This is a genomic window from Ottowia pentelensis (assembly GCF_964341695.1).
Map to the genome: position 1 here is coordinate 770,345 of NZ_OZ224513.1, position 26,107 is coordinate 796,451.

Annotated in this window: 19 protein-coding genes and 1 other RNA gene; 12 read left to right on the forward strand and 8 right to left on the reverse strand. The window is 70.3% G+C overall.

From position 1 onward, the window contains the following. Nucleotides 1-20 precede the first annotated feature (20 nt). Nucleotides 21-821 carry a DUF3025 domain-containing protein gene (locus tag ACWHMB_RS03665; RefSeq protein WP_447648439.1) on the forward strand — a complete coding sequence of 267 codons (801 nt, stop codon included), beginning with the start codon at nt 21-23 and terminating at the stop codon, nt 819-821. A gap of 161 nt (nt 822-982) precedes the next feature. Here the strand turns inward: ACWHMB_RS03665 and ACWHMB_RS03670 are convergent, their stop codons facing one another. The 4 genes from ACWHMB_RS03670 to argE form a co-directional block, all read right to left on the reverse strand. Next, the gene (locus ACWHMB_RS03670; RefSeq protein WP_377482390.1) at nt 983-2,989 is read right to left on the reverse strand and encodes a sensor histidine kinase; all 2,007 of its coding nucleotides are present in this window, start codon (nt 2,987-2,989) and stop codon (nt 983-985) included. After that, on the reverse strand, nt 2,982-3,677 hold the full coding sequence (locus tag ACWHMB_RS03675; RefSeq protein ID WP_377482392.1) for a response regulator: 696 nt from the start codon (nt 3,675-3,677) through the stop codon (nt 2,982-2,984). The genes ACWHMB_RS03670 and ACWHMB_RS03675 overlap by 8 nt, the downstream gene beginning before the upstream one ends. Before the next feature lie 326 nt (nt 3,678-4,003). Then, entirely contained in the window at nt 4,004-5,581 is a 1,578-nt protein-coding gene (locus tag ACWHMB_RS03680; RefSeq protein WP_377482394.1) for a bifunctional aminoglycoside phosphotransferase/ATP-binding protein, read from the reverse strand. A 60-nt stretch (nt 5,582-5,641) separates the two neighbouring features. Next, nucleotides 5,642-6,799: an acetylornithine deacetylase gene (argE, locus tag ACWHMB_RS03685; RefSeq protein ID WP_377482396.1), complete on the reverse strand. Its 1,158-nt coding sequence runs from the start codon at nt 6,797-6,799 to the stop codon at nt 5,642-5,644. 275 nt (nt 6,800-7,074) lie between these two features. Between argE and htpX the strand changes: the two genes are divergently transcribed. From htpX to ACWHMB_RS03710, 5 genes are all read left to right on the forward strand, one after another. Then, the gene (gene htpX / locus ACWHMB_RS03690; RefSeq protein WP_377482398.1) at nt 7,075-7,944 is read left to right on the forward strand and encodes a protease HtpX; all 870 of its coding nucleotides are present in this window, start codon (nt 7,075-7,077) and stop codon (nt 7,942-7,944) included. Nucleotides 7,945-8,158: 214 nt separating this feature from the next. Next, entirely contained in the window at nt 8,159-8,743 is a 585-nt protein-coding gene (locus tag ACWHMB_RS03695) for a hypothetical protein (RefSeq protein WP_377482400.1), read from the forward strand. Nucleotides 8,744-8,875: 132 nt separating this feature from the next. After that, nucleotides 8,876-9,316 carry a phasin family protein gene (locus ACWHMB_RS03700; RefSeq protein ID WP_377482402.1) on the forward strand — a complete coding sequence of 147 codons (441 nt, stop codon included), beginning with the start codon at nt 8,876-8,878 and terminating at the stop codon, nt 9,314-9,316. A 22-nt stretch (nt 9,317-9,338) separates the two neighbouring features. After that, entirely contained in the window at nt 9,339-9,965 is a 627-nt protein-coding gene (locus ACWHMB_RS03705) for a TetR/AcrR family transcriptional regulator (RefSeq protein WP_447648440.1), read from the forward strand. A gap of 36 nt (nt 9,966-10,001) precedes the next feature. Continuing rightward, entirely contained in the window at nt 10,002-10,778 is a 777-nt protein-coding gene (locus tag ACWHMB_RS03710) for an esterase/lipase family protein (protein WP_377482404.1), read from the forward strand. Between the two features lie 27 nt (nt 10,779-10,805). On the opposite strand, the gene cysK is transcribed toward ACWHMB_RS03710, so the two are convergent. Next, a complete protein-coding gene (gene cysK / locus ACWHMB_RS03715; protein WP_377482406.1) occupies nt 10,806-11,723 on the reverse strand; it encodes a cysteine synthase A in 918 nt (305 codons plus the stop codon). 101 nt (nt 11,724-11,824) lie between these two features. On the opposite strand from cysK, the gene rnpB reads away from it, so the two are divergent. Beyond that, nucleotides 11,825-12,151, forward strand: an RNA gene (rnpB, locus tag ACWHMB_RS03720) — RNase P RNA component class A. Nucleotides 12,152-12,837: 686 nt separating this feature from the next. On the opposite strand, the gene ACWHMB_RS03725 is transcribed toward rnpB, so the two are convergent. After that, entirely contained in the window at nt 12,838-14,487 is a 1,650-nt protein-coding gene (locus tag ACWHMB_RS03725) for an MBL fold metallo-hydrolase (protein ID WP_377482408.1), read from the reverse strand. A gap of 179 nt (nt 14,488-14,666) precedes the next feature. Here ACWHMB_RS03725 and ACWHMB_RS03730 point away from each other — a divergent pair, with 179 nt between their 5' ends. The 4 genes from ACWHMB_RS03730 to ACWHMB_RS03745 all read left to right on the forward strand — a co-directional run bounded on the left by ACWHMB_RS03730 (nt 14,667) and on the right by ACWHMB_RS03745 (nt 24,338). Then, nucleotides 14,667-17,129: a hypothetical protein gene (locus ACWHMB_RS03730; protein WP_377482410.1), complete on the forward strand. Its 2,463-nt coding sequence runs from the start codon at nt 14,667-14,669 to the stop codon at nt 17,127-17,129. A 37-nt stretch (nt 17,130-17,166) separates the two neighbouring features. After that, nucleotides 17,167-17,859, forward strand: a complete 693-nt coding sequence (locus ACWHMB_RS03735) for a transposase (RefSeq protein ID WP_377482412.1) — start codon at nt 17,167-17,169, stop codon at nt 17,857-17,859. Between the two features lie 179 nt (nt 17,860-18,038). Then, complete coding sequence (locus tag ACWHMB_RS03740; RefSeq protein ID WP_377482414.1) at nt 18,039-22,817, forward strand: glutamate synthase-related protein; 4,779 nt, start codon at nt 18,039-18,041, stop codon at nt 22,815-22,817. A 30-nt stretch (nt 22,818-22,847) separates the two neighbouring features. Next, on the forward strand, nt 22,848-24,338 hold the full coding sequence (locus tag ACWHMB_RS03745) for a glutamate synthase subunit beta (RefSeq protein ID WP_377482416.1): 1,491 nt from the start codon (nt 22,848-22,850) through the stop codon (nt 24,336-24,338). Nucleotides 24,339-24,492: 154 nt separating this feature from the next. On the opposite strand, the gene ACWHMB_RS03750 is transcribed toward ACWHMB_RS03745, so the two are convergent. Further along, on the reverse strand, nt 24,493-24,900 hold the full coding sequence (locus ACWHMB_RS03750; RefSeq protein WP_293221059.1) for a DUF2000 family protein: 408 nt from the start codon (nt 24,898-24,900) through the stop codon (nt 24,493-24,495). 56 nt (nt 24,901-24,956) lie between these two features. After that, a complete protein-coding gene (locus ACWHMB_RS03755) occupies nt 24,957-25,445 on the reverse strand; it encodes a winged helix-turn-helix transcriptional regulator (RefSeq protein WP_377482418.1) in 489 nt (162 codons plus the stop codon). A gap of 66 nt (nt 25,446-25,511) precedes the next feature. On the opposite strand from ACWHMB_RS03755, the gene ACWHMB_RS03760 reads away from it, so the two are divergent. Continuing rightward, nucleotides 25,512-25,979 carry a MaoC family dehydratase gene (locus ACWHMB_RS03760; RefSeq protein WP_377482420.1) on the forward strand — a complete coding sequence of 156 codons (468 nt, stop codon included), beginning with the start codon at nt 25,512-25,514 and terminating at the stop codon, nt 25,977-25,979. Nucleotides 25,980-26,107 lie beyond the last annotated feature (128 nt).

The window sequence follows — 26,107 nt, forward strand, 5'->3', positions numbered from 1 at the left end:
GTGTGGCACGATCGGCCGTGATGGTACGTGAGGACACCGCCGCGCCGCCGGCCTGGCCCCGGCCCCAGCCGGACTGGGCGGCGCCCTGGTTCGCGCCCTGGCGCGGCGTGGGCCAGGCGGTGTGGCGCCGCGCGGGTGCGGCGGCGCCCGGCGCGGTGGCCGCGGCGCTGGGCGCCAGCGCGCCGCCCGGCCTGCCGGTGCGCTTCGTGCCGGCATCCCGCTTGCCCGCCGACGCGGCTTATGAAGCCTTCATCGCCCATCAACGGGCCGTGCCCACGCGCGACAACGGGCACGACGCCTTCAACGGCCTGGTGTGGCTGCGCCTGCCCGCCACCAAGGCGCGCCTGAACGCGCTGCAGGCGGCCGAGATCGCGCGCGACGGCGTGCGCGCCCGGCGCGGCCCGGTGCGCGACGCCGCCACCGTGTTCGACGAAAACGCCGTGCTGCTGCACGCCCCGGACGCGCTGTGGCAGGCGCTGGCCGGGCGCCGCTGGGGCGAGCTGTTCGGCCCGTTGCGCCCGTTGTGGCGGCAGGCCAGCGTGCTGGTGTTCGGCCACGCCGCGCTGGAGAAGCTGGTGACGCCCTACAAGTCCATCACCGGCCACGTGTGGCGCGTGGCGCAGCCCTTCGATGCGGCGGGCGATCTGGCTGCGCTGGACGCCTGGCTGGCCGCCAACCTGACGCCCGACAAGCTGGCCGCCAAGCCCTTTGCGCCGTTGCCGCTGCTGGGCGTGCCGGGCTGGTGGGCGGCCAACGAGGACGCGGCCTTCTACGACGATGCCGAGGTGTTTCGGCCCGCCAGGCAACACCGTAAATATTGACCAAATCAAGTTCCGGCGTCCGTCCATCAAGCGCCAATAGCTATCAATTTGATATTGACTCCGTAGGCTGGGTTGAGGAACGAAACCCAGCAGCGGCGTTGAACATTCGCTGGGTTACGCTGCGCTGACCCAGCCTACGCCTACTACTACGCCTGCCACGCCTACTTGACCCAGCCGCCGGAGGGCACCTCGCCCGGCCCCTGCAGCGGCAGCCACAGCGTGAACACGTTGCCGCCGCCCGCCTGCGGTGCCCAGTCCACGTGCGCGCCCAGCGCCTGCGCGCGCGCCTGCACGTTGCCCAGACCCTTGCGGCCGGGCTGGCGCGCCTCGGGCGCCGGTGGGGTGAAGGGGCGGCCGTCGTCCTGCACCTGCACCTGCACGCCGGCCACGCCGCCGCGCGCCGCCGGCGCGGTGCGCAGCGTGATGGTGCGCGCGCCGCTGTGCTTGACGATGTTGGTCAGCACCTCCTGCACGATGCGCAGCACGTGCAGCGCGTTTTGCGCGTCCAGCCAGGGCAGGGGCGGCAGGTCCTGCACTTGCCAGTGCAGCGCCAGGCCCGCGCCCTCCAGCCGCGGCCCCAGGCGATAGCGCAGGCTGGCCAGCAGCGCCAGCAGGTCGGCGTCCACCGGCTCCAGCGAGTCGATGGAGATCTTCAGGTCGTCGATGCTCTCGCGCAGCACCTGCGCCACGTCCACCGCGCCCGGGCCGCCGTGCTCCACCCAGCGCAGCGCGCTCATCAGCGACGAGCCCACGCCGTCGTGCATCTCGCGCATCAGGCGCTGGCGCTCGTGCAGCAGGGTTTGCGCGCGCTCGGCGGCGCGCAGGCGCGCGTGGGTCTCGTCCAGCGCCTGCTGCTGCGCGGCCAGGCGTTCGGCCAGGGTGTCGTTGGCGCGCTCGGCCACGCCCAGCGCGCGCAGGTAGCGCGCGTGGGCGATCACCAAAAACATGGTGAACAGGCCCACGTAGATGTAGGGCGTGAAATAGATGTGCTCGATGTCGATGCGGTAGCTCTGCAGTGCCAGATCGTGAAAGCCGAGCGGAAACGACAGCACGATCCACGCTGCCAGCAGCAGCGACGTGGGCGTGCGCCGCAGCCACGCGCCCCACAGCGCGGCCGCCGCCACCGCCAGCGCCGTCGGCACCAGGGCCAGGCGCAGCAGGGGCAGCACGCGGTCCAGGTGCAGGCCCAGCGGCGGAAAGGTCAGCGCCGCCACCAGCGCCACGTACAGCACCAATGCCTGCGCCAGCCGCCGCCAGCGCAGGGCGTTGATGGCGCGCAGAAAGTAAAACGAGGCCAGGGCCGAGCCCAGCGTGCCCACCACGTGGGTCAGCCAGGCGAACCAGGGGTCGGGCAGGTCGATCATGCCCTGCTCGTCCACCAGGTAGGGCAGGGTGTTGAGCATCTGGAACACCGCCATCAGGAAGAACCAGGCGTAGATCGATTCGCCGTGGCGCCGCCGCGCCGCCCACAGGCCCAGCGCGAACACGCCCAGGATCAGGTACGAGCCGCGCATGAAGCCCACCAGCGTGGTCTGCAGCACGGTGCGCGCCCGCCAGCCGGGCTGCAGCGCCTCGGCCGGGCCGGCCCACAGCGTGGACAGCGCGCCGCCCACGCCGGGCAGGCTGGCCATGCGCACGTGCACGCTCAGCGACTGGCCGGGCGGCGGCAGCAGGCCGCCCAGGTCGATCCACACCGGGTGGTTGAAGCTGTTCCACACCCGGCTGCCGTGCGTTTGCCACACCAGGTCGTCGTCGACGTACACCGCCACCGTGCCCACCGTCTGCCAGCGCGGGATGTACAGGCGCGGCCCTTGCGGCGTCGGCGTCAGCGCCGCGGCCGGCAGCTGCACGCGATACCACACCACCTCGGGCGGCGGCGTGGCGCCGCGGGGGTCGGTGGCGGCCTGGCGCGCGCGCGCGTGGGGCAGGGCCACGGCGGCCCAGGGCGTGCGCGCGGCGTTCACCCCGTCGCTGGCGGCGGGCAGGCTGGGCGGCGGCGCCCAGTCGCTGCTGGGCGAGGCCCAGAACTCGGCCTGCACCAGGTGCGCGGGTGGCGGGCCCGCGGCCGGCGCGCAGCCGGCCAGCAGCAGGCCCGCCAGCAGGCCCGCCAGCAGCAGCAGCCATCGAAGCACCGCGAGCGCCCCGCCCGAGGGCGCCCGTTCATTCATCCAGCCACCCCTGCCGCGCGGCGGCGCGCACGGCTTCGGCGCGCGTGCCCACCTGCAGCTTGTCGTAGATGCGTCGCACGAAGCTGCGCACCGTGTGGCGCGACACGCCCAGCGCCTGCGCCACCTCCTCCAGCGTGTGGCCGCGCGCCACCAGGCGCAGCACCTCGGCCTCGCGCGCCGACAGCGCGCTGGCGGGGGCCGCGGGCGCCGCCGGCCCGGCCGGCGTGTCTCCGCCCACCGTGCGCAGCAGCAGCTTGCGCGCCACCATCGGGTTGATCGGGCTGCCGCCCGCGTGCAGGCTGCGCACCTCCTCCAGCAGGGCCGGCGCGTCGAGGTCTTTCAGCAGATAGCCCATGGCCCCCGCCTCGATCGAGCGCAGCACGTGCGTCTCGTCGCCAAAAATGGTGCTCACCATCACCGCGCAGTCGGGCCACTGCTGGCGCGCGGCGGCAATCACCTCCAACCCCGAGCCGTCGGGCAGGCCCAGGTCGACCAGCAGCACGTCCAGCGGCGTGTCGGGCAGCAGCGCCAGCGCCGGCGCACGCGCGGCGGCTTGCCAGGCCAGCCGCATGTCGGGCGCCGCCTGCACGGCCTGCACCACCGAGGCGCGGCAGGCCGCGTCGTCCTCCACCACCGCCACGCGGATGGCGGCGGTGCGGCTGGGCGCGGGGGTGGACGGCGGCGGCATGGTGGACGGTTGGGGGCGCAGTTCGACATCATCGCCCAGCGCACGGCCTTTGGCATGTCGCCCAAACGGGCGACACGGCCGGCGCCGTGGCCCGTTCGGGCTACATACAATACGACACAAATATCCTAGATTCGACACGCTGCAGACCGGCGGGCGACCAGGCGTCACAGGGAGTGCTATCGAATAACAGCGCCCGGCGCCCGCCCGGCCTGGGCTAGCGCGGCTTGCGGCGGCGCGCCTGAAGTGCGCGTCGCTCCCCTGAAGGTTTGAAGGCAAATCTGCCGCTGGCGCCCGTCCATAAAGCGTGGGCAGCTATCATTTCAGGATCAATCGGCGGGCGGCAAGGCGGCGTCCCAGTGCGCCCAGTCCACCGGCGCGTCGGTGTCGATGCGCAGCGCGTGCGCGGCTTCGTCGGCCGCCAGCGGTTCGCGCTGGGCCAGCTGCCTGAGCAGCACGGCTTCATCGGCTTCCGAGGCGTCGCCGCCGCTGGCGTGGCGGCGGCGCACACGCTCGCGCAGCACGGCTTCGGGCGCGTCGAAGGCCAGGATGCGCCAGGGCAGGCCGAGCGATTCGGCCAGCGCGACGAAGGGCTCCCGGCGCGCGCGGCGGATGAAGGTGGCGTCCACCAGCACCGGCTGGCCGGCCTGCAGCAGCGCGCGCGTCGCATCGAGCAGGTGGGCGAACACGCGCTCGCTCACGTCTTCTCCATAAATGCCGCCGGGCACGGCCGCGCTGCTGGCTTCGGGCGCCAGGCCGAACAGGCGCTTGCGTTCGACGTCGGCGCGCAGGCGCACCAGGCCGCGCTGCTCGATCAGCGCCTGCGACTGGCTGCTCTTGCCGGAGCCGCTCACGCCCAGGGTCAGCGCCAGCCAGGGCCGGCGCGGCGCGGCCAGGCGGGCGGCCAGGCGCACGTAGCGCTGCGCTTGGGCCAGCGCGGCGGCGCGGTCGGCGGCGTGCTGGCACTGCGCCACGCGCAGCGCCGCCACCTTGGCGCGCACCAGGGCGCGATACACCGCGTCCCAGGGCAGGCGCGCCACGGTGCCAAGGTCGCCCGTGTGCTCCAGCCAGGCGTTCAGAAAGCGCCAGGCCAGCGGCGCCAGGTCGTGGGCGTGCAGGTCCATGACCAGGAAGGCGATGTCGCCGGCGGTGTCGATCCAGCGCAGCGCGGGGTTGAATTCGATGGCGTCGAACAGCCGCGCGCGGCCATCCAGCCACAGCAGGTTGCCCAGGTGCAGGTCGCCATGGCCTTCGCGCACGCAGCCGGCGGCGCGGCGGGCGGCCATCAGCGGGGCCAGGCGGGCGCCTTCGGCTTGCGTCCATTGCTGCAAAAATTGCAGCTGGCCGCGCTGATCGGACAAGGGCTGGAGGTCGAAAAGAGGCTTGAAATTGTCCTGGGCCAGCTGCGCCAGGTCCTCGGGCCGGCCCCAGGGGCTGTCCGGCGCCGCCACGGCGGCTTGGGCCTGAAACGCGGCCACCTCGCGCGCCAGGGCGTCGATGTGCGCGGGGCCCAGTGCGCCGCGCGCCGCCCGCGCGGACAGCAGCGCATGGTCCGGAAAACGGCGCATGTGCACGGCCCAGTCGATGGCCTGTGCGGGGTCGCCGCCCAGGCGCGGCGCCTCGGGCGTGCCGGTGACGGGCAGCACCTGCAGGTAAAGATCGGGCGCGCTGCGGCGGTTGATGCGCAACTCTTCCTCGCAGGCCGCGCGGCGCTGGGCCCCGGTGGCGAAATCGAGGAAGTCGAGCGTCAGCGGCTTTTTCAGCTTGTAGGCGTCGGCGCCGGCCAGCAGCAGCCAGGAGATGTGGGTTTCGATGCGCTGCACCTGCGCGCCCGGGTGCTGCGCGGCCAGCTGCCGTCGCAGGGCGTCGACCAGGCGTGTCGTGGCGGCTTCAGCGGGGGTGGCCATGGCACGTCCCGCGCCAGCGCGCTGCGCGATTCGCGCGGGTGAGCGGACCGGCGGGCGTCCTCAGCACAAGGATTCGGCCATGCGCCGCAAGAAGCGGTCGCACTGCGCCAGCTGCTCGACCTCGACCCATTCGTCGGCCTTGTGCGCCTGCTCGATGGAGCCCGGGCCGCACAGCACGGCGGGGATGCCGGCCTGGCTGAACTGGCCGGCCTCGGTGCCGTAGGCGACCTTGCGCACGGCGCGGTCGTCGGTGAGGGCGCGCACCAGGGCGGTGATGGCGGCCTGCTCGCTGGCGTCCAGCGTGGGCACGGCGGCGCCGCATTCGATGTCGATGCGCGCGCCGGCGTATTCGCGCCGCATGCGCGGCAGCAGCTCGTCGTCCACATAGCGCTGCACGTCAGCCTGGATGCCTTCGGCGCTGTGGCCGGGCAGGTGGCGAAAGTCGAAGCTGAAGGCGCAGGATTCGGGCACGGTGTTGATGGCGATGCCGCCGGCGATCAGGTTGGTGGTGATGGTGGTGTGCGGCACGTCGAAGGCGTTGTCGTACGGCCCCTGGGCGCGCCAGGTGTCGGCCAGGTCGCGGATGTGGCAGATCAGCCGCGCGGCGTATTCGATGGCGTTGCAGCCCTGCGGCGTGAGCGAGGAATGCGCCGCCTTGCCATGCACCTTGCAGCTGAAGAAGTAGCCGCCCTTGTGCGCCACCACGGGTTTCATCGAGGTCGGCTCGCCGACCACGCAGCCGTCGGCGCGAATGCCGCGGCGCTGCAGCTCGGCCAGCATGACGGGCGCGCCCACGCAGCCCACCTCCTCGTCGTACGAGAAAGCCAGGTGCAGCGGCTTCTTGCGCGGCATGGCCAGCGCCTGCGGCACCAGCGCCAGGCTGGCGGCGATGAAGCCCTTCATGTCGCAGCTGCCGCGCCCGTACAGGCGGCCGTCGCCCTTGTCGGTCAGCTTGAAGGGGTTGCTCGTCCAGTCCTGGCCGTCGACCGGCACCACGTCGGTGTGGCCGGACAGCACGATGCCGCCCTGGGTCTGCCCGTCCTGCGCGGGCAGGGTGCAGAACAGGTTGGCCTTGCTGCCTTCGGCGTTGGCGGCCAGCCAGGGCGCCAGGCCGTGGCCGGCCAGCGCGTCGCGCACGGTCTCGATCAGGCCCAGGTTGGAATTGCGGCTGGTGGTGTCGATGGCGACCAGGCGTTCGAGCCAGGCGAGGGTGTTCATGAAAAATCCTCAGGGGTGAATCAGACCGATTAAAACAGCCGAACGCAGAGGGCGCAAAGAAAACGCAAAGGACGCAGAAGAAACCTGAACGAAGTGGATTGTGGATTTTTTCTGCGCCCTCTGCGAATCCTTTGCGCCCTCTGCGTTCAGAGGCTTTTTGAACCGAGTCAAGCAGGCCCCCACGGAACCCCGGGGCTTGAATCGGCTCCAATTGCCCCTACCATTCGCGCCAGCCCCGGCACTCGACCGACGGCGGCCATTCTCCGAGGGACTTCATGAAGCGCATCGCACTGTTCGTGCTGACCAACATCGCCGTGATGGTGGTGGTCGGCATCGTCTCCAGCCTGCTGGGCGTGGGCCGCTACACCGGCACCAACACCGGCCAGCTGATGATTTTTTCGCTCATCGTCGGCTTTGCCGGCGCCATCGTGTCGCTGCTGATGAGCAAGACCGCCGCCAAGATGAGCATGGGCGTGCACATCATCCAGGCGCCGCAAAACGCTGACGAAGCCTGGCTGGTCGAGACCGTGCGCGGCTTTGCCGACAAGGCCGGCATCGGCATGCCCGAGGTCGGCATCTACGAGGGCGAGCCCAACGCCTTCGCCACCGGCGCGTTCAAGAACTCGTCGCTGGTGGCCGTGTCCACGGGCCTCTTGCGCGGCATGACGCGCGAGGAGGTCGAGGCCGTCATCGGCCACGAGGTGGCGCACGTGGCCAACGGCGACATGGTGACCATGGCGCTGATCCAGGGCGTGATGAACACCTTCGTGGTGTTTGCCAGCCGCGTGATCGGCTCGCTGGTGGACGGCTTTCTGCGCCGTGGCGACGACCGCAGCGGCCCGGGCGTGGGCTACTACATCACCACCGTGGTGCTCGACATCCTGTTCGGCTTTCTGGCCGGCATCGTGGTGGCCTGGTTCTCGCGCCAGCGCGAGTTCCGCGCCGATGCCGGCTCGGCCCAGCTGACGGGCAGCGCGCGCAACATGATCGCCGCGCTGCAGCGCCTGGGCGGCATGCACGCGCAGGGCCAGGACATGCCCAAGAACCTGGCGGCCATGGGCATCGCCGGCGGCATCGGCCAGCTGTTTTCGACCCACCCGCCGATGGAGCAGCGCATTGCCGCGCTGCAGGCGCTGGGGCGCTGATTGATGGCCTGATCGCCTTCAGGCGCTTGCGGGACAAGCGCCAGCAGCTATAAAAACCGCAGCGCGATGGCAGCGTCTGCGGTTTTGTTGTTTTTGGTGCTAATTAGGTCAAACGCCCTAGTTTTTGATGGTTTTTGGTTGGCAGGCCCTAGGGTTTACCCGCGACAATCATCCCATCGCCATCGTGCATGGCTTTACTTCCAGGAGCTTTCACATGACCAAGCAAACCCTTTCCGCCATCGAGAACCTCGCCGCCGCCAACACCCGCGTGGTCGAGTCCTACAACGCCGCCGCCAAGACCTTTGCCGCCGCCTATTGCAAGGGCGTGCAGGGCGCGCTGGCCCGCATTGCCGCGCGCCAGAACGCCTTTCGCGCGCACCAGCCTTCCGTGCTGAGCGACGCCGCCCGTGACCAGTGGCTGCAGACCGGCGCCAAGTGGAGCGACATGGTGCTGCAGCGCCTGGAGGCCGGCACCAACACCGCCGTCACCGTGTTCGACCGCGTGGCCGTCGCCGCCACCAGCGGCATTGACGCCGCCACCCAGCGCGCCGTGATGATCGATTCGCCCGCCGTGCGCCAGTTCGTCAACGGCGTGGTGTCGCTGCAACTGCCGGTGGCCGAGCTGTCGGCCAGGCTGGCCGACAAGGTCGCCGCCGGCGCCCAGCGCGTCGAAGAGCGCGCCGAGGCCTTCGTCGCCAAGGCCGAGCAGGCCGAGGCCGAAGTGACCGACGTGGTCGCCAAGCCCGTGCGCTCCGCCAAGCGCCCCGCCGCCCGCCGCGGCGCGCGCAAGGCCGCCTGATCGGCCGCCCGGTGGCCCGCACCGGGCCATCGTCAGCGTCAGGTCCCCGGAGAAGGCCTGCGCCCGCGCGTCGCTTGCGACCGCGGACGCAGGCCTTCTCCCTTATCCTCGGGTCTTCAGCAGGAGTCATCCATGGCCAGCAAGACCACCGCGCCCACCCCGCCGCGGCGCCAGCGCGCCACGGCCCCGGCCGCTGCGCCCGCCCCGGCCGAGCCGGCGCCCGCCGCCGCCGGCCTGCCCAGCACCGAAGAGCTGCTGCGCGCCGGCCTGAAGGCCTTTCGGCTGGACAACCTGCTGGGCCTGGGCCAGCACGCCAAGGCCACGGGGGCGCCGGCGCCCGCGCCGGGCCTGGGCTTTCCCTCGCTCGACAGCTTCGGCTTTCGCAAGTTCGAGGACGTGTTCGACCAGCGCGTGGCCGGCGCGCTGCAGCGCCTGGGCTGGCCCGGCCCCGACGACGTGGCCGCCCTGCGCGCCGAGATCGCCCAGCTGAAGGCCGAGCTGGCGCAATTGCGCAAGGCGCCGCGCAAGCCCGCCGCCAAGACCGCGCCGCGCGCCGGGCGCGCCAAGGACTGATCGCCCGCCGCCGCGCGCCGCCATGGCCACCTCCACCCGCGAGCGCATCCTGGCCACCTGCCTGGCGCTGTTCAACGCCGAGGGGCTGGCCACGGTGTCCACCCACAAGATCGCGGCCGAGCTGGGCATCAGCCCCGGCAACCTGCACTATCACTTCAAGACCAAGGAGCAGATCGTCACCGTGCTGTTCGCGCGCTTCGAGCACAAGCTGCAGGCGCTGGGCAGCGGCACGCAGCGCATCGCGGCGGTGGACGACTTCTGGCTGGCGCTGCACCTGCACTACGAGACCATTGCCGAGTCGCGCTTCATCTACCGCGACATGGCGCACCTGGCGCGCGAATACCCCGAACTGGGCCGCCGCACCCAGGCCCTGACGGCGGGCAACCTGCTGTCGGCGCAGGCGCTGGTGGCGCAGCTGATGGCGGCCGGGGTGTTGCAGGCCAGCCACGAGCAGGCGCGCATCCTGGCGCTGCAAATCGTCTTCACCACCACCTGCTGGCTGTCCTTCGAGGGCTTCATCCCCGGGCGCGACGGGCGCGACGCCAACCCCGGCCTGGCCGCGTTCTACACCTTGACCCTGGTGTCGCCCTACATTTCCGGCGAATCGCGGGCTTATCTGGATTACCTGAAGAGCAAATACCTCGGATAACCGGGTTGTACCGTCTTGACCTGAAGGGGAAGCTTCATGAGCGCTGTCACGTACGACCGACCGATTGCACCGCCCTCGCGCCTGCTGCTGCTGGCCGAAGGCCGTGCCCTGTGGGAAGCCGCCGCCAGCGTGGCCTGGTGGCCGCTGCTGCGCCTGGCACCCAAGGGCGACGGCCACGCGGTGCTGGTGCTGCCGGGCCTGGTGGCCAGCGACGCCTCCACCGGCCTGCTGCGCCGCTACCTGCGCTACCGCAACTACGAGGTGCACGGCTGGGGCCAGGGCCGCAACCTGGGCCCGCGCCCGGGTGTCGAAAAGGGCATGGCCGACCTGCTGAAAAAGCTGGCCGACGACAGCGGCCAGAAGGTCAGCCTGGTGGGCTGGAGCCTGGGCGGCATGTACGCGCGCATGCTGGCGGCCGAGCACACCGGCGAGGTGCGCGACGTCGTCACCCTGGGCAGTCCCTTCGCCGGCAGCGGCCGCGCCACCAACGCCTGGCACATCTACGAGGCGGTGAGCGGCCGCAGCGCCGAAGACGAGGCGCTGTGGAGCCAGGTGCGCCCCACGCCGCGCGTGCCCACCACCTCCATCTACAGCCGCAGCGACGGCGTGGTGGCCTGGCAGTGCAGCCTCGAAAAGGCCGGCGCGCGGGCCGAGAACATCGAGGTGCTGGCCAGCCACCTGGGCATGGCTGTCCACCCCGCCGTGCTGTATGCCCTGGCCGACCGCCTGGCGCAGCCCGAGGGCCGGTGGCAGCCCTTCGACGGCGCCCGCCTGGGGCCTTGGGTTTATCCCCGGCCGGCCGAGCGCGCCTGACCGACGGGTGCGCGGCGCAAGACGACGTCAGGCGGGCAGGTAGCCGTCCACCGACAGATAGCGCTCGCCGGTGTCGTAGTTGAAGCCCAGCACGCGGCTGTCCGCGGGCAGTTCGGGCAGCTTCTGGGCGATGGCCGCCAGCGTGGCGCCGCTGCTGATGCCCACCAGCAGGCCTTCCTCGCGCGCGCTGCGCCGGCCCCACTCGCGCGCCTCGTCGTTGTCGATGGTGATCACGCCGTCGAGCAAACTGGTGTCGAGGTTCTTCGGGATGAAACCCGCGCCCAGGCCCTGGATGGTGTGCGGGCCGGGCGCGCCGCCGCTGATCACGGGCGAGCCGCTGGGCTCGACGGCAAACACCTTCAGCTGCGGCCACTTGGCCTTGAGCAGGCGCGCGCAGCCCGTCAGGTGCCCGCCCGTGCCCACGCCGGTCACCAGCACGTCCAGCCCCTCGGGAAAGTCGGCCAATATCTCCTGCGCGGTGGTGCGCTCGTGCACGTCGGCGTTGGCCGGGTTGTCGAACTGCTGCGGAATCCAGCTGCCCGGCGTCTGCGCTGCCAGCTCCTGCGCGCGGGCGATGGCGCCGTTCATGCCCTTGTCCTTGGGCGTCAGGTCGAACGTGGCGCCATAGGCCAGCATCAGGCGCCGGCGCTCGATGCTCATGCTGTCGGGCATCACCAGCACGATCTGGTAGCCCTTGACGGCGGCGACCATCGCCAGGCCGACGCCGGTGTTGCCGCTGGTGGGCTCGATGATGGTGCCGCCCGGCTTGAGCGCGCCGCTTTGCTCGGCCGCCTCGACCATGGCCAGCGCGATGCGGTCCTTCAGCGAGCCGCCGGGGTTGGCGCGCTCGCACTTGATCCACACCTGGTGGCCGGCTCCGAACAGGCGGTTGATGCGCACCTCGGGCGTGCGGCCGATGGTCTGCAGGATGTTGTCGAATTTCATGGTCGTTCGGTCCCGTGTCGTGGCTGAAAGCGCGCATTGTGGCCGGCGAAGGCGACACCGTCACCCCGATGGTTATGCGCAGCCGCGATAATGCAGCCCGTGAAGCTCACCAGACCGCCGCTGGCGCAAGTCCCGAAAGGGCGCGCTGGAGGAACGTCCGGACTGCACAGGGCAGCGCAGCAGCTAACGGCTGTCCACCGTGAGGTGAGGATCAGAGCAACAGAGACGAGTCGTGCGGGGCAACCCGTGCGGGTGAAACGGGCAATCTCTGCGCGCAGCAACACCAAGTAGGCCAGCGTTGACTTGACCCGAGGAGCTGGCGGGTAGGTGGCACCGAGCCGTCCGGGCGACCGGCGGCCCAGATTGATGGCGGTCACGTGCCGGGCAACCGGTGCGCACAGAATCCGGCGTATCGGTGGGCTTCACTTTTTTCTCCCCTCGCTTCTTCGGGGCGCGGGGCTTTGGATGCGTCGTCGGCCGGGATATGCGCCCGGCGGCGCACCTTCTTTTCTTTGCGTCGCCAAAGAAAAGAAGGCAAAAGAAAGGCGACCCCACTGGCCGCGTCCCTTCGCTTCGCTGCGGGCAACCTGCGATGCTCGCGCCTGGGGCGGTGCTGCGGAACTCGCTTCGTTCACTGCGTTCACTTCGCTCAGACAACCGCAGCAAGTCAGAACACGTTGCATGGGCATGCTGCGCTGCCCATGCCCGCCCCAGCCGCTGCGCTTCTCGGCACGGCCAGAGGGGACCCAAAGCCAACACGGGCCATCGCTGCGCTCGGCCTGATCCTGGGGCCGAGCGCAGCGATGGCCCGAATGAAACCCCCTGTGGCTGCGCCTGCGGCGCGGCGTTTGCGGGGTGGCGCGTGCACCGCAGGATGCACGCGCTTCGTGGTCTGACTCGCGGGGGTTGTCTGAGCGGAGAGAACGCAGTGAACGCAGCGAGTTCCACCGCGCACCCCGCAAGCACCGCGCCGCAGGTTTGCCCCGAAGCGAAGCGCAGGGGTCGCAGACTTGGGGTCGCCTTTCTTTGGTTCCTTTCTTTGGCGAGACAAAGAAAGGGACTGCGCCGCCGGGCGCACATCCCGGCCGACGGCGTGTCCAACGCCCGAAACCCGTCAATCGTTGCCCGGCGCCGTCGCCTGGATGCGCTCGACGTGCGCCAGCAGCGAGCGCTTGGCCACGGGCCACACCTGCGGCGGCACGTCGTCGTAAACCTTGGCGACCCAGTCGTCCATCGTGCCGTCGGGGTCGGCGCGCATGGTGGCCAGCACCTTGGCCTCGCGCGCCAGGCGGTGCGCCTTGAGGTTGGCGATGACGCGGCGCGCAAAGCCCAGCACGTGGCCGTGCGCGGGCAGGATGAAGTCGACGCCGTGTTCGGCGCAGGCGGCATCCAGCCGATCCAGCGAGTCCAGATAGGCCGTCATGTCGCCGTCGGGCGGGTCGACGACGGTGGTGCTGCCGTTCAGGATGTGGTCGCCGCTGAACAGCAGGGCGTCCTCCTGCAGCAGCAGGCACAGGTGGTTGGCGGCGTGGCCGGGCGTGTGGATGACGCGCAGGGTATGGGTGATTTCGCCTTCCGGCCCTTGTCCGACAAGCGCGATCAGCTCATTGTTTTGTAGCGACCGATCGGGCGTGAAGGCGCTGTTGGCGCGCGCCGTGGGCTGCGAGGGCAGGCCGAGGATGGGCGGCTTGCCGGCGCACAGGCGCTGCAGCAGCGGGGCGCCGGGAGCGTGGTCGGGGTGCGAGTGGGTGCAGACGATGGCGCGAATGTCGCCACCCGCCGCGCGCCACAGGCGCTCGATGTGGGCGGCGTCGGCCGGGCCGGGGTCGATGGCGATGTGGCCGGTGCGCGGGTCGCCCACCAGGTAGCTGTTGGTGCCGGGGCCGGTCATGAAGCCGGGATTGGGCGCGGTCAGGCGCTGCAGGTTCTTCAGCAGCGGCACCGGGCGTTCGGTCTGCCAGTCCAGCGCGTGCACGATCTGCCCGTCGGGGCTGACCAGCTGCAGCTCGCCGTAGGGCATCTCGTGCTCCATGTAGCGCGCCTCCTTGCCGGCGAGGAAGCCGGCGCGCGGGCAGCTGGTCCACAGCGGCTGCTCGCCCGCGCAGGCGGCCAGCACGGCGTCCACCGTCGCGTACTTCTGCAGGCGCTCCAGCGTGCGGATGGTGGGAAAGATGATGAAGAACTCGCCCGCCGCGTGGCGCGTCAGCGCGTCCTGCGGGCGCACCCACACCGGCTCGAACTGCTCGGCCTCGTCGGCCACCGGCGTTTGCCCCGGGGGCATGCGGGCCACCAGAAAGGGCACGTCGAAGCGGCGCGGCAGGTCACGGTCGGTGATCCAGTGCGCCAGCACGTAGACGTTGGCCGCGGCCAAGGTCAGGCCGCGCGCGGCACATTGGGCGGCCAGTGGCTGCTCGCGCTGCAGGGCGGCGATGTCCGCGGGCGTGGCCAGGTGGCCGTCGGCCCGGTGCGCCAGCAGCACGCCCAGCTCCTCGAAGCTTTCGCGGATGGCGGCGATGGCCTGCGTCAGGTGCGCGTCGCTCTGCGTCGGCCGGCGCGTGGCCAGCGGGTGCGCGACGGCATCCTGCGGGTCGATCCCGCCGCCCGGAAACACGTAGGCGCCGGGCGCGAAGCTGGCCGTTTTCGAGCGCCGCGTCATCAGCACCTGCAGCCCATCGGCGGCATCGCGCAGCAGCAGGACGGTGGCGGCGGGGCGGGTGGGCGCGGGTTCGCGCTGGGGATGCAGAAGCTGGCTGGGGCGGGGCATGCGGTCATTATGGGGTGGTGGCGGCGGCCGGCGCCCGATGGCGGGGACTTCCGAGATCCAGCTTGCACGAGGCGGGCAAGCGGCCCTGCCGGCGAAGCAGGGCTTGTCAGGCACCCAGGGGTGCGTCACACTGAATCGCGCTGCCGCGGGCCGACCCGCGCGGCGCCCAGGAGATCGACGTGCGAAGCCACCGACCCGCGCCCGATGACGCCGACTGGCGAGGTGCCGAGGCCGCGCGCCTGCGCTGGCGGCGCGAGCGGATCGGGCAGCCGGCCGATGCGCCGCATGCGGGGCTGGCCCTGTCGGGCGGCGGCATTCGCAGCGCCACGCTCTCGCTGGGCGCGCTGCAGGCGCTGGCGCGCGCCGGCCGGCTCGACGGCTTCGATTACCTGTCCACCGTGTCGGGCGGCGGCTATGCCGGCAGCTTCATGGGCAGCCTGTTCACGCCGGACGCGGTGCGCCGCGGCGCCAGCACGCCGCCGTCGCCGGACGAGCTGATGCAGGCGCGCGCCGACGCGCTGGCGCGGCTGGCCGCGGTCGAGCAGCGCGCCGAGGACCTCGAAGGCAGCCGGGCATCCGAGGCAGGCGCGCTGGAATGGCTGCGCGACAGCGGCCGCTACCTGGCGCCCAATGGCGGCGGCGACTACTTCTACATGCTGGTGCTGTGGCTGCGCAACCTCGTTGCGGTGCACTACGTGATCGGCATCTCGCTGCTGCTGCCGCTGGCGCTGCTGGCGGTGCTGAACCTGGCCTCGGCGCCGGTGCTCGCCAGGTGGCTGCCCGCGCTGCCGGGCGCGTGGGCCGCTGGCGCGTTGTATCTGTGGCTCGCGCTGGCGGTGGCGCTGCTGGCGGTGCTGCCGCTGGGGGTGGGCTACTGGTGCACCGAGTTGCCGGCGCGCGCGGGTGGCTCGGCCGCGGCGCGCTGGGCGGCGGGGCTGCTGACGCGCTCGTCGATCCTCGCGTTCGTTGCCGGGCCGGTGATTGCCGGCGCCGGCTGGGGCCAGGCCTGGGCCCGGTGGGCGGTGCTGGCCGGCGTGGTGGCCTGGCTGGGCTGGCTGTGGTTTGCCATTGGCTGGACGTGCGGCGCGTTGGCGCCGGACGGCGGCGGTGCGCGCGAAGCCATGCGGGTGACGCGCACGCGGCTGACGCAGTGGCTGACGCGCGCCACACGCATCGCACTGTCGCTGCTGGCGGTGGCGCTGGTGCTGGTCGCGGCCACGGCCGCCTGGCGCTGGATCGAGTCGGGGCCCGGCCCCAACGGCGCCAGCGTGGCCGCGTTTGCGGCCGTGCTGCTCAGCCTGCAGAAACTCTGGCCGTCCGGTGGCGCAGCGGCGCCGGATGCCGGTGCCAAGCGGATGCTGATGCGCGTGGTGCCCATGCTGCTGGCGCTGCTGCTGGGGCTGTGGCTGTTGCTGATGTGGGGCGTGGCCGCGGTGTGGCTGGCGGGCGAGGATCTGCAGCGGGTGCCCTGGCCGGCGCTGGGGGTGCTGCTGGCGCTGGGGCTGATCACCGGCGTGACCCTGCAGTTTCTGAATCTGTCGACGCTGCAGAATCTGTACACGGCCCGCATCGTGCGCGCCTACCTGGGCGCCAGCAACGCGGGGCGCGCCGCCACTGCGCGCGGCGCCGCCATCACCGAGGCGCATCCGCGCGACGACATGTCGCTCGACCAGTACTACGGCAAGCCGGGCGGCGAGCCCTGCTCTCTGGCGCCGCTGCACCTGATCAACGTCACGATCAACGACACGGTGGTGTCCCGCAGTGCGCTGGTCTATCAGGACCGCAAGGGCCTGCCGCTGGCGGTCACGCCCGCGGGCTATCTGGTCGACGGCCGCTTGCACGCTCGCAGCGACGCCGGGCCGGGCGGCTTCGAGCGCCTGTCGCTGGGGCGCTGGATCGGGGTCTCGGGCGCCGCGTTCGCGCCGGGACTGGGGCGCGGAACCACGCCCGAGCGCGCGCTGCTGGCGGTGCTGCTGAACATGCGCCTGGGCTACTGGTGGCGGGCCGCCGCCGCGCGCGCCCACGATGTCGGCGCCTGGGTGTTCGCGACCCAGCTGCACCTGTACCGCGAGCTGCGTGGCCAGTTCTTCGGCACCGGCGAGCGCTTCTGGTATCTCACCGATGGCGGGCATTTCGACAACACCGCCGTCTACGAACTGCTGCGCCGGCGCGTCGACTTCATCCTGGCGCTGGACAACGGCGCCGACCCCGACTATCACTTCGCCGACGTCGCCAACCTGATGCGGCTGGCGCGCGTGGACTTCGGCGCGGTGTTCGAGCCGCTCGTGCCGCCGGCCGAGATGGTCGAGCTGTTCGGCAATCCGGGCGGCTTCGAGCGCGGTTCGCGCCAGGGGCGCCAGTACCTGCTTGGCTACCGGGTGGCGCTGCCGGCCGCGGGCGACGTGCCGGCCGCCATCTGCACCCTGGTGTTCGTCAAGCCCCGCCTGACGCAGGACGCCAGCCTGGATTTGGTGCAATACCAGGCCACGCACCCGGACTTTCCGCAGGAGTCGACCGCCGACCAGTTCTTCGACGACGCGCAGTGGGAGAGCTACCGCAAGCTGGGGCTGAGTCAGGCCGAATCCCTGCTGGCGCGCCTGCCGGCCGGGCCGGATCCGTGGCGCGTGATCACGGGGCGATAATTGGGGTCAGATCAACATTTTTGACCCGAGGTGCCTCATGGCCCGCCAAGCCCGACTGACCGTCCCCGGCTATGCCCATCACATCATCCAGCGCGGCAACAACCGACAGGCGGTGGTGCTGGACGACGAGGACCGGCGCCGCCTGCTGGAGGGCATCCAGGAGCATGGCGCGGCGGCGCAGGTCGCGGTGCACGCCTACGTGCTGATGAGCAACCACCTGCATTTGCTGGTGACGCCGGCCACGGCCGAAGGGGTGCCGCGCATGATGCAGGCGCTGGGGCGCAGCTATGTGCGGCAGTTCAACCGCCGCCATGAGCGCAGCGGCACGCTGTTCGAGGGGCGCTACCGCAGCACGCTGATCGAGTCCGAGCGCTACCTGCTGGCGTGCATGGCCTACATCGACCTCAACCCGGTGCGCGCCGGCATGGTGGCCGGCGCGGCGGACTATCCCTGGTCCAGCTACGGCCATCTGGTGGGCCTGCGCGTCGATCCGCTGATTTCGCCCCACCCCTTGTATTGGGCGCTGGGCAACACCCCGTTCGAGCGCGAGCGCGCCTATGCGCAACTGGTGGAGGCGGCGCAGGGCTCGGCCGTCCAGGCGGAACTGGCGCAGGGCGTGCATGCGGGCCGTGCGCTGGGCGATGCCGCCTTCATCGCCGATCTGGAACGCCGCACAAAGCGCCGCTTGCAGCAGGCCCGCCGCGGGCGGCCACCCAGGGCGGCGGGGTGAGGCTGCGCATTCAGCATCGTGACGGAGATGGCGCGCCATAAATTGATATGTCCCCACTTAATAGTCATTGTCAGAAATAAAAAATTAATTGTGATCTGACCCCATTTAAAGTGCTTGGCAATTTTGCTGCGGCGCAATATGCTCGGGTTCCTTTTGTGTTGCGATTGATGGAGCCCTCGATGTCCACGCCGACTGAACAAGAACATTTGCGCGCCCGTGGCCTGTACGACCCGGCGCATGAGCACGACGCCTGCGGGGTCGGTTTCGTGGCCCACATCCGGGGTGAGAAAAGCCACGCCATCATCGGCAACGCACTCAAGATCCTGCAGAACCTGGATCACCGCGGTGCGGTGGGCGCCGATGCGCTGATGGGCGACGGCGCGGGCATCCTGATCCAGCTGCCCGACGCGCTGTACCGCGCCGAGATGGCCAAGCAGGGGGTGGAGCTGCCGCCGCCCGGTGAATACGGCGTGGGCATGATCTTTCTGCCCAAGGAGCACGCCAGCCGCCTGGCCTGCGAGGAAGAGCTGGAGCGCGCCATCAAGCTGGAGGGCCAGGTGCTGCTGGGCTGGCGCGACGTGCCGGTCAACCGCGAGATGCCGATGTCGCCCACGGTGCGCGACAAGGAGCCGATCATCCGCCAGGTGTTCATCGGCCGCGGCCACGACGTGATCGTGCAGGACGCGCTGGAGCGCAAGCTCTACGTCATCCGCAAGACGGCCAGCGCCCACATCCAGGCGCTGGGGCTGCGCTACAGCAAGGAGTATTACGTCCCCAGCATGAGCAGCCGCACGGTGATCTACAAGGGCCTGCTGCTGGCCGATCAAGTGGGCACTTACTATCTGGACTTGCAGGACGAACGCTGCGTCTCGGCCCTGGGCCTGGTGCACCAGCGCTTTTCGACCAACACCTTCCCCGAGTGGCCGCTGGCGCACCCCTACCGCTACATCGCGCACAACGGCGAGATCAACACCGTGCGCGGCAACTACAACTGGATGCGCGCGCGCGAGGGCGTGATGAGCTCGCCGGTGCTGGCCGCCGACCTGCAAAAGCTCTACCCGATCAGCTTTCCGCACCAGTCCGACACCGCCATCTTCGACAACTGCCTGGAGCTGCTCACCATGGCCGGCTACCCGCTGGCACAGGCCATGATGATGATGATTCCCGAGCCCTGGGAGCAGCACACCACCATGGACGAGCGCCGCCGCGCCTTCTATGAATACCACGCCAGCATGCTCGAGCCATGGGACGGTCCGGCCTCCATCGTCTTCACCGACGGCCGCCAGATCGGCGCCACGCTGGACCGCAACGGCCTGCGTCCCAGCCGCTACTGCATCACCGACGACGGCCTGGTCATCATGGGCTCCGAGTCCGGCGTGCTGCCGATTCCGGAGCACAAGATCGTCAAGAAATGGCGCCTGCAGCCCGGCAAGATGTTCCTGATCGACCTGGACCAGGGCCGCATGATCGAGGACGAGGAGGTCAAGGCCACGCTGGCCAACGCCAAGCCCTACAAGCGCTGGATCGAGGACTTGCGCATCCGCCTGGACGACGTCGTCAAGCCGGTGGCCGGCGCCGACGCCTACGAGCTGCCGATCGACGAGACCGAGCCGCAGTCCAGCGGCGTCGAAAGCACCTCGCGCGCGCTGCTCGACCTGCAGCAGGCCTTCGGCTACACGCAGGAAGACGTCAAGTTCCTGCTCAGCCCCATGGCCGCTAACGGCGAGGAGGGCATCGGCTCGATGGGCAACGACAGCCCGCTGGCCGTGCTCTCCAGCAAGAACAAGCCGCTGTACAACTACTTCAAGCAGATGTTCGCGCAGGTCACCAACCCGCCGATCGACCCGATCCGCGAGGCCATCGTGATGAGCCTGGTCAGCTTCATCGGCCCCAAGCCCAACCTGCTGGACATCAACCAGGTCAACCCGCCGATGCGGCTTGAAGTGAGCCAGCCGGTGCTGGACGCCGCCGACATGGCCAAGCTGCGCGATATTCGCAAGCACACGCAGGGCAAGTTCAGCTCGGCCGTGCTCGACATCACCTACCCGCTGGCCTGGGGCGCGCGCGGCGTGGAGGCGCGCCTGGCCAGCCTGAGCGCGCAGGCGGTCGACGCCATCAAGGGCGGCCACAACATCCTCATCATCAGCGACCGCGCGCTGGGCCGCGAGCGCGTGGCCATTCCGGCGCTGCTGGCGCTGTCCAGTATCCACCAGCACCTGATCCGCGAGGGCCTGCGCACCAACGCCGGCCTGGTGGTCGAGACCGGCAGCGCGCGCGAGGTGCACCACTTCGCCGTGCTGGCCGGCTACGGCGCCGAGGGCGTCTACCCCTGGCTGGCCATGGAGTCGCTGGCCGCCATCCACAAGGACCTGCCGGGCGACTTGAGCGCGCACAAGGCGATCGCCAACTACGTCAAGGCGATCGGCAAGGGCTTGTCCAAGATCATGTCCAAGATGGGCGTGTCCACCTACATGAGCTACTGCGGCGCGCAGCTGTTCGAGGCCATCGGCATCAACAGCGACACGGTGGACAAATACTTCACCGGCACCGCCAGCCGCGTGCAGGGCATCGGCGTGTTCGAGATCGCCGAGGAGGCCATCCGCTGCCACCGCGCCGCCTTTGGCGGCGACCCCACGCTGGCCACCATGCTGGAGACCGGCGGCGACTACGCCTGGCGCACGCGCGGCGACGAGCACATGTGGACGCCCGACGCCATCGCCAAGCTGCAGCACGCCGCGCGCGGCGGCAACTGGAACACCTACAAGGAATACGCGCAGATCATCAACGACCAGAGCCGCCGCCACATGACGCTGCGCGGCCTGTTCCAGTTCAAGGTCGATCCCGCCAAGGCGATCCCGGTCGACGAGGTCGAGCCGGCCAAGGACATCGTCAAGCGCTTCGCCACCGGCGCCATGTCGCTGGGCTCGATCAGCACCGAGGCGCACGCCACCCTGGCCGTGGCCATGAACCGCATCGGCGGCAAAAGCAACACCGGCGAGGGCGGCGAGGACGCCGCGCGCTACCGCAAGGAGCTGAGCGGCATCGCCATCAAGAAGGGCGAGACCCTGGCCTCGGTCATCGGCCCCGACGTGGTCGAGGTCGACGTGCCGCTGCAGGACGGCGACAGCCTGCGCAGCCGCATCAAGCAGGTGGCCTCGGGGCGCTTCGGCGTCACGGCCGAATACCTGGCCAGCGCCGACCAGATCCAGATCAAGATGGCGCAGGGCGCCAAGCCGGGCGAGGGCGGCCAGCTGCCCGGCGGCAAGGTCAGCGACTACATCGGCCGGCTGCGCCACAGCGTGCCCGGCGTGGGCCTGATCAGCCCGCCGCCGCACCACGACATCTATTCGATCGAGGACCTGGCGCAGCTGATCCACGACTTGAAGAACGTGGCGCCGCACAGCGACATCAGCGTCAAGCTGGTGAGCGAGGTGGGCGTGGGCACCATCGCCGCCGGCGTGGCCAAGTGCAAGAGCGACCACGTGGTGATCGCCGGGCACGACGGCGGCACCGGCGCATCGCCCTGGTCCAGCATCAAGCACGCCGGCAGCCCGTGGGAGATCGGCCTGGCCGAAACGCAGCAGACCCTGGTGCTGAACCGCCTGCGTGGCCGCATCCGCGTGCAGGCCGACGGCCAGATGAAGACCGGCCGCGACGTCGCCATCGGCGCGCTGCTGGGCGCCGACGAGTTCGGCTTCGCCACCGCGCCGCTGGTGGTCGAGGGCTGCATCATGATGCGCAAGTGTCACCTCAACACCTGCCCCACCGGCATCGCCACGCAGGACCCGGTGCTGCGCAAGCGCTTCACCGGCCGGCCCGAGCACGTGGTCAACTACTTCTTCTTCGTCGCCGAGGAAGTGCGCCAGATCATGGCGCAGCTGGGCATCCGCAAGTTCGATGATTTGATCGGCCGCAGCGATCTGCTGGACATGAGCGAGGGCATCGCCCACTGGAAGGCCAGGGGCCTGGACTTTTCGCGCCTGCTGGCGCAGCCCCAGGCGCCGGCCGAGGTGGCGCGCCACCACGTCGAGAAGCAGGACCACGGCCTGGCGCATGCGCTGGACGTGCGCCTGATCGAGAAATGCCAGCCCGCCATCGAGCGCGGCGAGGCGGTCAAGATCATGGACACGGCGCGCAACGTCAATCGCTCGGTGGGCGCCATGCTCTCGGGCGCGGTGACCAAGGTGCACCCCGAGGGTCTGCCCGACGAGACCATCCGCATCCAGCTGGAGGGCACGGGCGGACAGAGCTTCGGCGCCTTCCTGTGCCGCGGCATCACGCTGCAGCTGATCGGCGACGCCAACGACTACACCGGCAAGGGCCTGTCGGGCGGGCGCATCGCCGTGCGTCCCAGCCTGGACTTCGGCGGCAAGGCGCACGACAACATCATCGTCGGCAACACCGTGCTGTATGGCGCCACCAGCGGCCAGGCCTTTTTTGCCGGCGTGGCCGGCGAGCGCTTTGCCGTGCGCCTGTCGGGCGCCTCGGCGGTGGTCGAGGGCACGGGCGACCACGGCTGCGAATACATGACTGGCGGCACCGTGGTGGTGCTGGGCAAGACCGGGCGCAACTTCGCCGCCGGCATGTCGGGCGGCGTGGCCTACGTGTACGACGAGGACGGCCAGTTCGCCCAGCGCTGCAACCGCGCCACCGTCGCGCTGGAAAAGGTGCTGCCCGCGGCCGAGCAGAAGGCCGGCGGCGAGCCCGGCCACTGGCACCGCGGCCAGACCGACGAGGAGCAGCTCAAGGCGCTGATGGACGAGCACCTGCGCCGCACCGGCAGCCGCCGCGCGCGCGAACTGCTGGACGACTGGGCCGCCACGCGCGCGCGCTTCGTCAAGGTGCTGCCCACCGAGTACCAGCGCGCGCTGCATCACATGCACGAGAAAAAATCGGCTGCGGCCCAGGCGCACAAAGCGCCGAAAGCTATCAAAAAAGAAGTATCCGCGGCCAAGTGAGGCGCTGGCACAGGATCAAGGAATCACACCATGGGAAAGATCACCGGCTTTCTGGAATTCGACCGCATCGAGGAGGGCCACACGCCCGTCGCCGAGCGCGTCACCAACTACAAGGAATTCGTCATCGGCCTGACCGAGGACCAGGCGCGCCAGCAGGGCGCGCGCTGCATGGACTGCGGCACGCCCTTTTGCAGCAGCGGCTGCCCGGTCAACAACATCATTCCGGACTTCAACGATCTGGTCTACCGCAACGACTGGAAGAACGCCTTCACGGTGCTGGACTCGACCAACAACTTTCCCGAGTTCACCGGCCGCATCTGCCCCGCGCCCTGCGAGGCCGCCTGCGTGCTCAATATCAACAGCGACCCGGTGGGCATCAAGAGCATCGAGCACGCCATCATCGACCGCGCCTGGGCCGAGGGCTGGGTGGTGCCGCGCCCGGCCGCGCGCAAGACCGGCAAGGCGGTGGCGGTGGTCGGCTCGGGCCCCTCGGGCCTGGCGGCGGCGCAGCAGCTCGCGCGCGCCGGCCATGCGGTGACGGTGTTCGAGAAGAACGACCGCATCGGCGGCCTGCTGCGCTACGGCATCCCCGACTTCAAGCTCGACAAGTCGCACATCGACAAGCGCGTGGCGCAGATGCAGGGCGAGGGCGTGGTGTTTCGCACCGGCGTTCTGGTGGGCGGCCTGCCCGGCGAGGGCCCGGGCGCCAAGGTCACCAACCTGTCGCGCGAGACCGTCTCGGCCGCGCAGCTGATGCAGGAGTTCGACGCCGTGGTGCTGGCCGGCGGCGCCGAGCATTCGCGCGACCTACCGGTCCCGGGGCGCGAGCTGGACGGTATCCACTTCGCGATGGAAATGCTGCCGCAGCAAAACCGCGCCAATGCCGGCGACAAGGTGCAGGAGGCCATCAGCGCCAAGGGCAAGCACGTCATCGTCATCGGTGGCGGCGACACCGGCAGCGACTGCGTGGGCACCAGCAACCGCCACGGCGCGCTGAGCGTGATGCAGTTCGAAGTCATGCCCATGCCGCCCGAGCACGAGAACGGCCCGCTCACCTGGCCCTACTGGCCGATCAAGCTGCGCACCAGCTCCAGTCACGAAGAGGGCGTGCAGCGCGAGTTCGCCATCGCCACCAAGACCTTCGTCGGCGACGGCAAGGGCGGCAAGACCGGCAAGGTCAAGGCCCTCAGGACCGTGCAGGTGCAACTGCAGGACGGCAAGTTCAACGAGGTGCCTGGCACCGAAAAGGAATGGCCGGCCGACCTGGTGCTGCTGGCCATGGGCTTCACCAACCCGGTGGCCAGCGTGCTGGAGGCTTTCGGCGTGGCCAAGGACGCGCGCGGCAATGCCAAGGCCACGACCGACCTCAAGGGCTGCTACACCACCAACGTGAACAAGGTGTTCGCCGCCGGCGACATGCGGCGCGGACAGTCGCTGGTGGTATGGGCGATTCGCGAGGGCCGCCAGGCGGCGCGCGCGGTGGATGAGTTCCTGATGGGGTCGAGCGACTTGCCTCGTTGATGTCTCGGGGTGCGGCCCTCGCGAACCGCCCGCTGGGCGACCGAAGAACACGCGCGCTGATCGCGCACGTGGCGCGAAGGGCCGCCAAGCGGCGCGCGCGGTGGATGAGTTCCTGATGGGGTCGAGCGACTTGCCTCGTTGAGGACCCGATCGATCAGGGGTGCATGCGCGCGCCCTTGGTGATCTTGTCGACGATCTTCTTGTCTTCGCGCAGCGCCAGGCCGACCACCTGGGCGCCGTCGGGCCCGTGCTGCGCGAACACCGCGCGGTTGGCGGCGTCGTGCCCGGTGGAGAACATCTCCTCGATGTACAGGCCGTGCGGCACCTTGCGCTCCAGCGCGCGCCGGTGGATGGCCTTCAGCGTCTCGCCGTCGGCCGCCAGCACGATGACGGGCTGGATGCACAGGCTGTGATAGCTGTTGCCGGCCGCGTCGCGATAGGGCTCGCCCAGGATGTCGGGCGCGGCGCCGGTGATGCCGCTCATCAGGAAGGCCGTGACGTTGAGTTTTTGCCAGGTGGCCAGATCGTCGCGCACGACGATGGCGATCTTGGTATCGAACATGGGTTTCTCGGTGAGTTGAATGAACGATGCGCGCGCAGAGCGTTCGGCGCGCCGGCTCAGGCGCGCGCGCGGCGGGCCTGTCGCTCCGCCTCAAAGGCGTGGCCGAGCGTGACGCTCACGTCCTTCGGCCCGAAGGGCTCCTCGCACGAGGGGCAGGTCAGCCGGATCTGCGCCGGGTGCCCGCAATGGCGGTGCACGATGCTCAGCGCGGGCCTGGCCTTGGACGCGCGGCCGCCCCACTTCTCGCCCCAGGCCTTCAGGCTCAGCAGCAGCGGATAGAAGTCCAGCCCCTTGTCGGTCAGCCGGTACTCGTGCCGCACGGGCCGCTCGCTGTAGGGGCGCCGGGCCACGATGCCCTCGGCGTCCAGGCGCTTCAGGCGCGTGGACAGCAGGTGCGAGGACATGCCCGTCTGCAGCTGGAACTCCTCGAAGCGCTTCACGCCCAGGAACAGCTCGCGCAGGATCAGCACCGTCCAGCGGTCGCCGACCACGGCCAGCGCGCGTGCGATGGGGCACACCGTGTCGCCCACTTCGGACCAGCCCATGTTGACTCCATTCAAAAATTGAAGTTACTATAGCGTACATCGCATCCAGACCGCAAGGACATCGACATGCCCGCCACCGAGCCGCGCTGTCTCGAAGACTTCGAGGTTGGCGACCGCATCGAGACCGACGCCGTCACCGTGACACGAGACATGATCCGCGCCTTTGCCCAGCAGTACGACCCGCAGCCCATGCACCTGGACGAAGCCGCCGCGCAGGGCACCGTGTTCGGCGAGCTGGTGGGCAGCGGCTGGCAGACCCTGGCGCTCACCATGCGCCTGCTGGTCGACGCGCGCCTGCTGGGCGGCACGCCCATCGTCGGCGCCGAGTTCAAGGACATGCGCTTTCATGCGCCCATGCGCCCCGGCGACAGCCTGCGCGCCAGCGCCGAGGTGCTGGCGATCCGGCCGTCGAAGAGCCGGCCCGAGCGCGGCTTCATGGACCTGAAGGTGACGACCACCAATGCCGCCGGCGAGCCCCTGGTCACGCAGAGCTGGCGCCTGGTGGTGCCCTCGCGCGCCGCGGCTGCGCCCTGATGGCCGAAACTGCGGGCGGACGGGGCATCAGCCGGTCCGCTTCAGCCGGCGCCGCCGCCCGTGCGAAAAATTCAAGCCAAATCGGGCTCTGGCCCAGGTAGAACAAGCGCGGCAAGCTATGTAAATAA

Bases quoted from the DNA above. Each gene is read 5' to 3' on its own strand.
- ACWHMB_RS03665 (WP_447648439.1), top strand. From the start codon at position 21: ATGGTACGTGAGGACACCGCCGCGCCGCCGGCCTGGCCCCGGCCCCAG.
- ACWHMB_RS03670 (WP_377482390.1), bottom strand. From the start codon at position 2,989: ATGAATGAACGGGCGCCCTCGGGCGGGGCGCTCGCGGTGCTTCGATGG.
- ACWHMB_RS03675 (WP_377482392.1), bottom strand. From the start codon at position 3,677: ATGCCGCCGCCGTCCACCCCCGCGCCCAGCCGCACCGCCGCCATCCGC.
- ACWHMB_RS03680 (WP_377482394.1), bottom strand. From the start codon at position 5,581: ATGGCCACCCCCGCTGAAGCCGCCACGACACGCCTGGTCGACGCCCTG.
- argE (WP_377482396.1), bottom strand. From the start codon at position 6,799: ATGAACACCCTCGCCTGGCTCGAACGCCTGGTCGCCATCGACACCACC.
- htpX (WP_377482398.1), top strand. From the start codon at position 7,075: ATGAAGCGCATCGCACTGTTCGTGCTGACCAACATCGCCGTGATGGTG.
- ACWHMB_RS03695 (WP_377482400.1), top strand. From the start codon at position 8,159: ATGACCAAGCAAACCCTTTCCGCCATCGAGAACCTCGCCGCCGCCAAC.
- ACWHMB_RS03700 (WP_377482402.1), top strand. From the start codon at position 8,876: ATGGCCAGCAAGACCACCGCGCCCACCCCGCCGCGGCGCCAGCGCGCC.
- ACWHMB_RS03705 (WP_447648440.1), top strand. From the start codon at position 9,339: ATGGCCACCTCCACCCGCGAGCGCATCCTGGCCACCTGCCTGGCGCTG.
- ACWHMB_RS03710 (WP_377482404.1), top strand. From the start codon at position 10,002: ATGAGCGCTGTCACGTACGACCGACCGATTGCACCGCCCTCGCGCCTG.
- cysK (WP_377482406.1), bottom strand. From the start codon at position 11,723: ATGAAATTCGACAACATCCTGCAGACCATCGGCCGCACGCCCGAGGTG.
- ACWHMB_RS03725 (WP_377482408.1), bottom strand. From the start codon at position 14,487: ATGCCCCGCCCCAGCCAGCTTCTGCATCCCCAGCGCGAACCCGCGCCC.
- ACWHMB_RS03735 (WP_377482412.1), top strand. From the start codon at position 17,167: ATGGCCCGCCAAGCCCGACTGACCGTCCCCGGCTATGCCCATCACATC.
- ACWHMB_RS03740 (WP_377482414.1), top strand. From the start codon at position 18,039: ATGTCCACGCCGACTGAACAAGAACATTTGCGCGCCCGTGGCCTGTAC.
- ACWHMB_RS03745 (WP_377482416.1), top strand. From the start codon at position 22,848: ATGGGAAAGATCACCGGCTTTCTGGAATTCGACCGCATCGAGGAGGGC.
- ACWHMB_RS03750 (WP_293221059.1), bottom strand. From the start codon at position 24,900: ATGTTCGATACCAAGATCGCCATCGTCGTGCGCGACGATCTGGCCACC.
- ACWHMB_RS03755 (WP_377482418.1), bottom strand. From the start codon at position 25,445: ATGGGCTGGTCCGAAGTGGGCGACACGGTGTGCCCCATCGCACGCGCG.
- ACWHMB_RS03760 (WP_377482420.1), top strand. From the start codon at position 25,512: ATGCCCGCCACCGAGCCGCGCTGTCTCGAAGACTTCGAGGTTGGCGAC.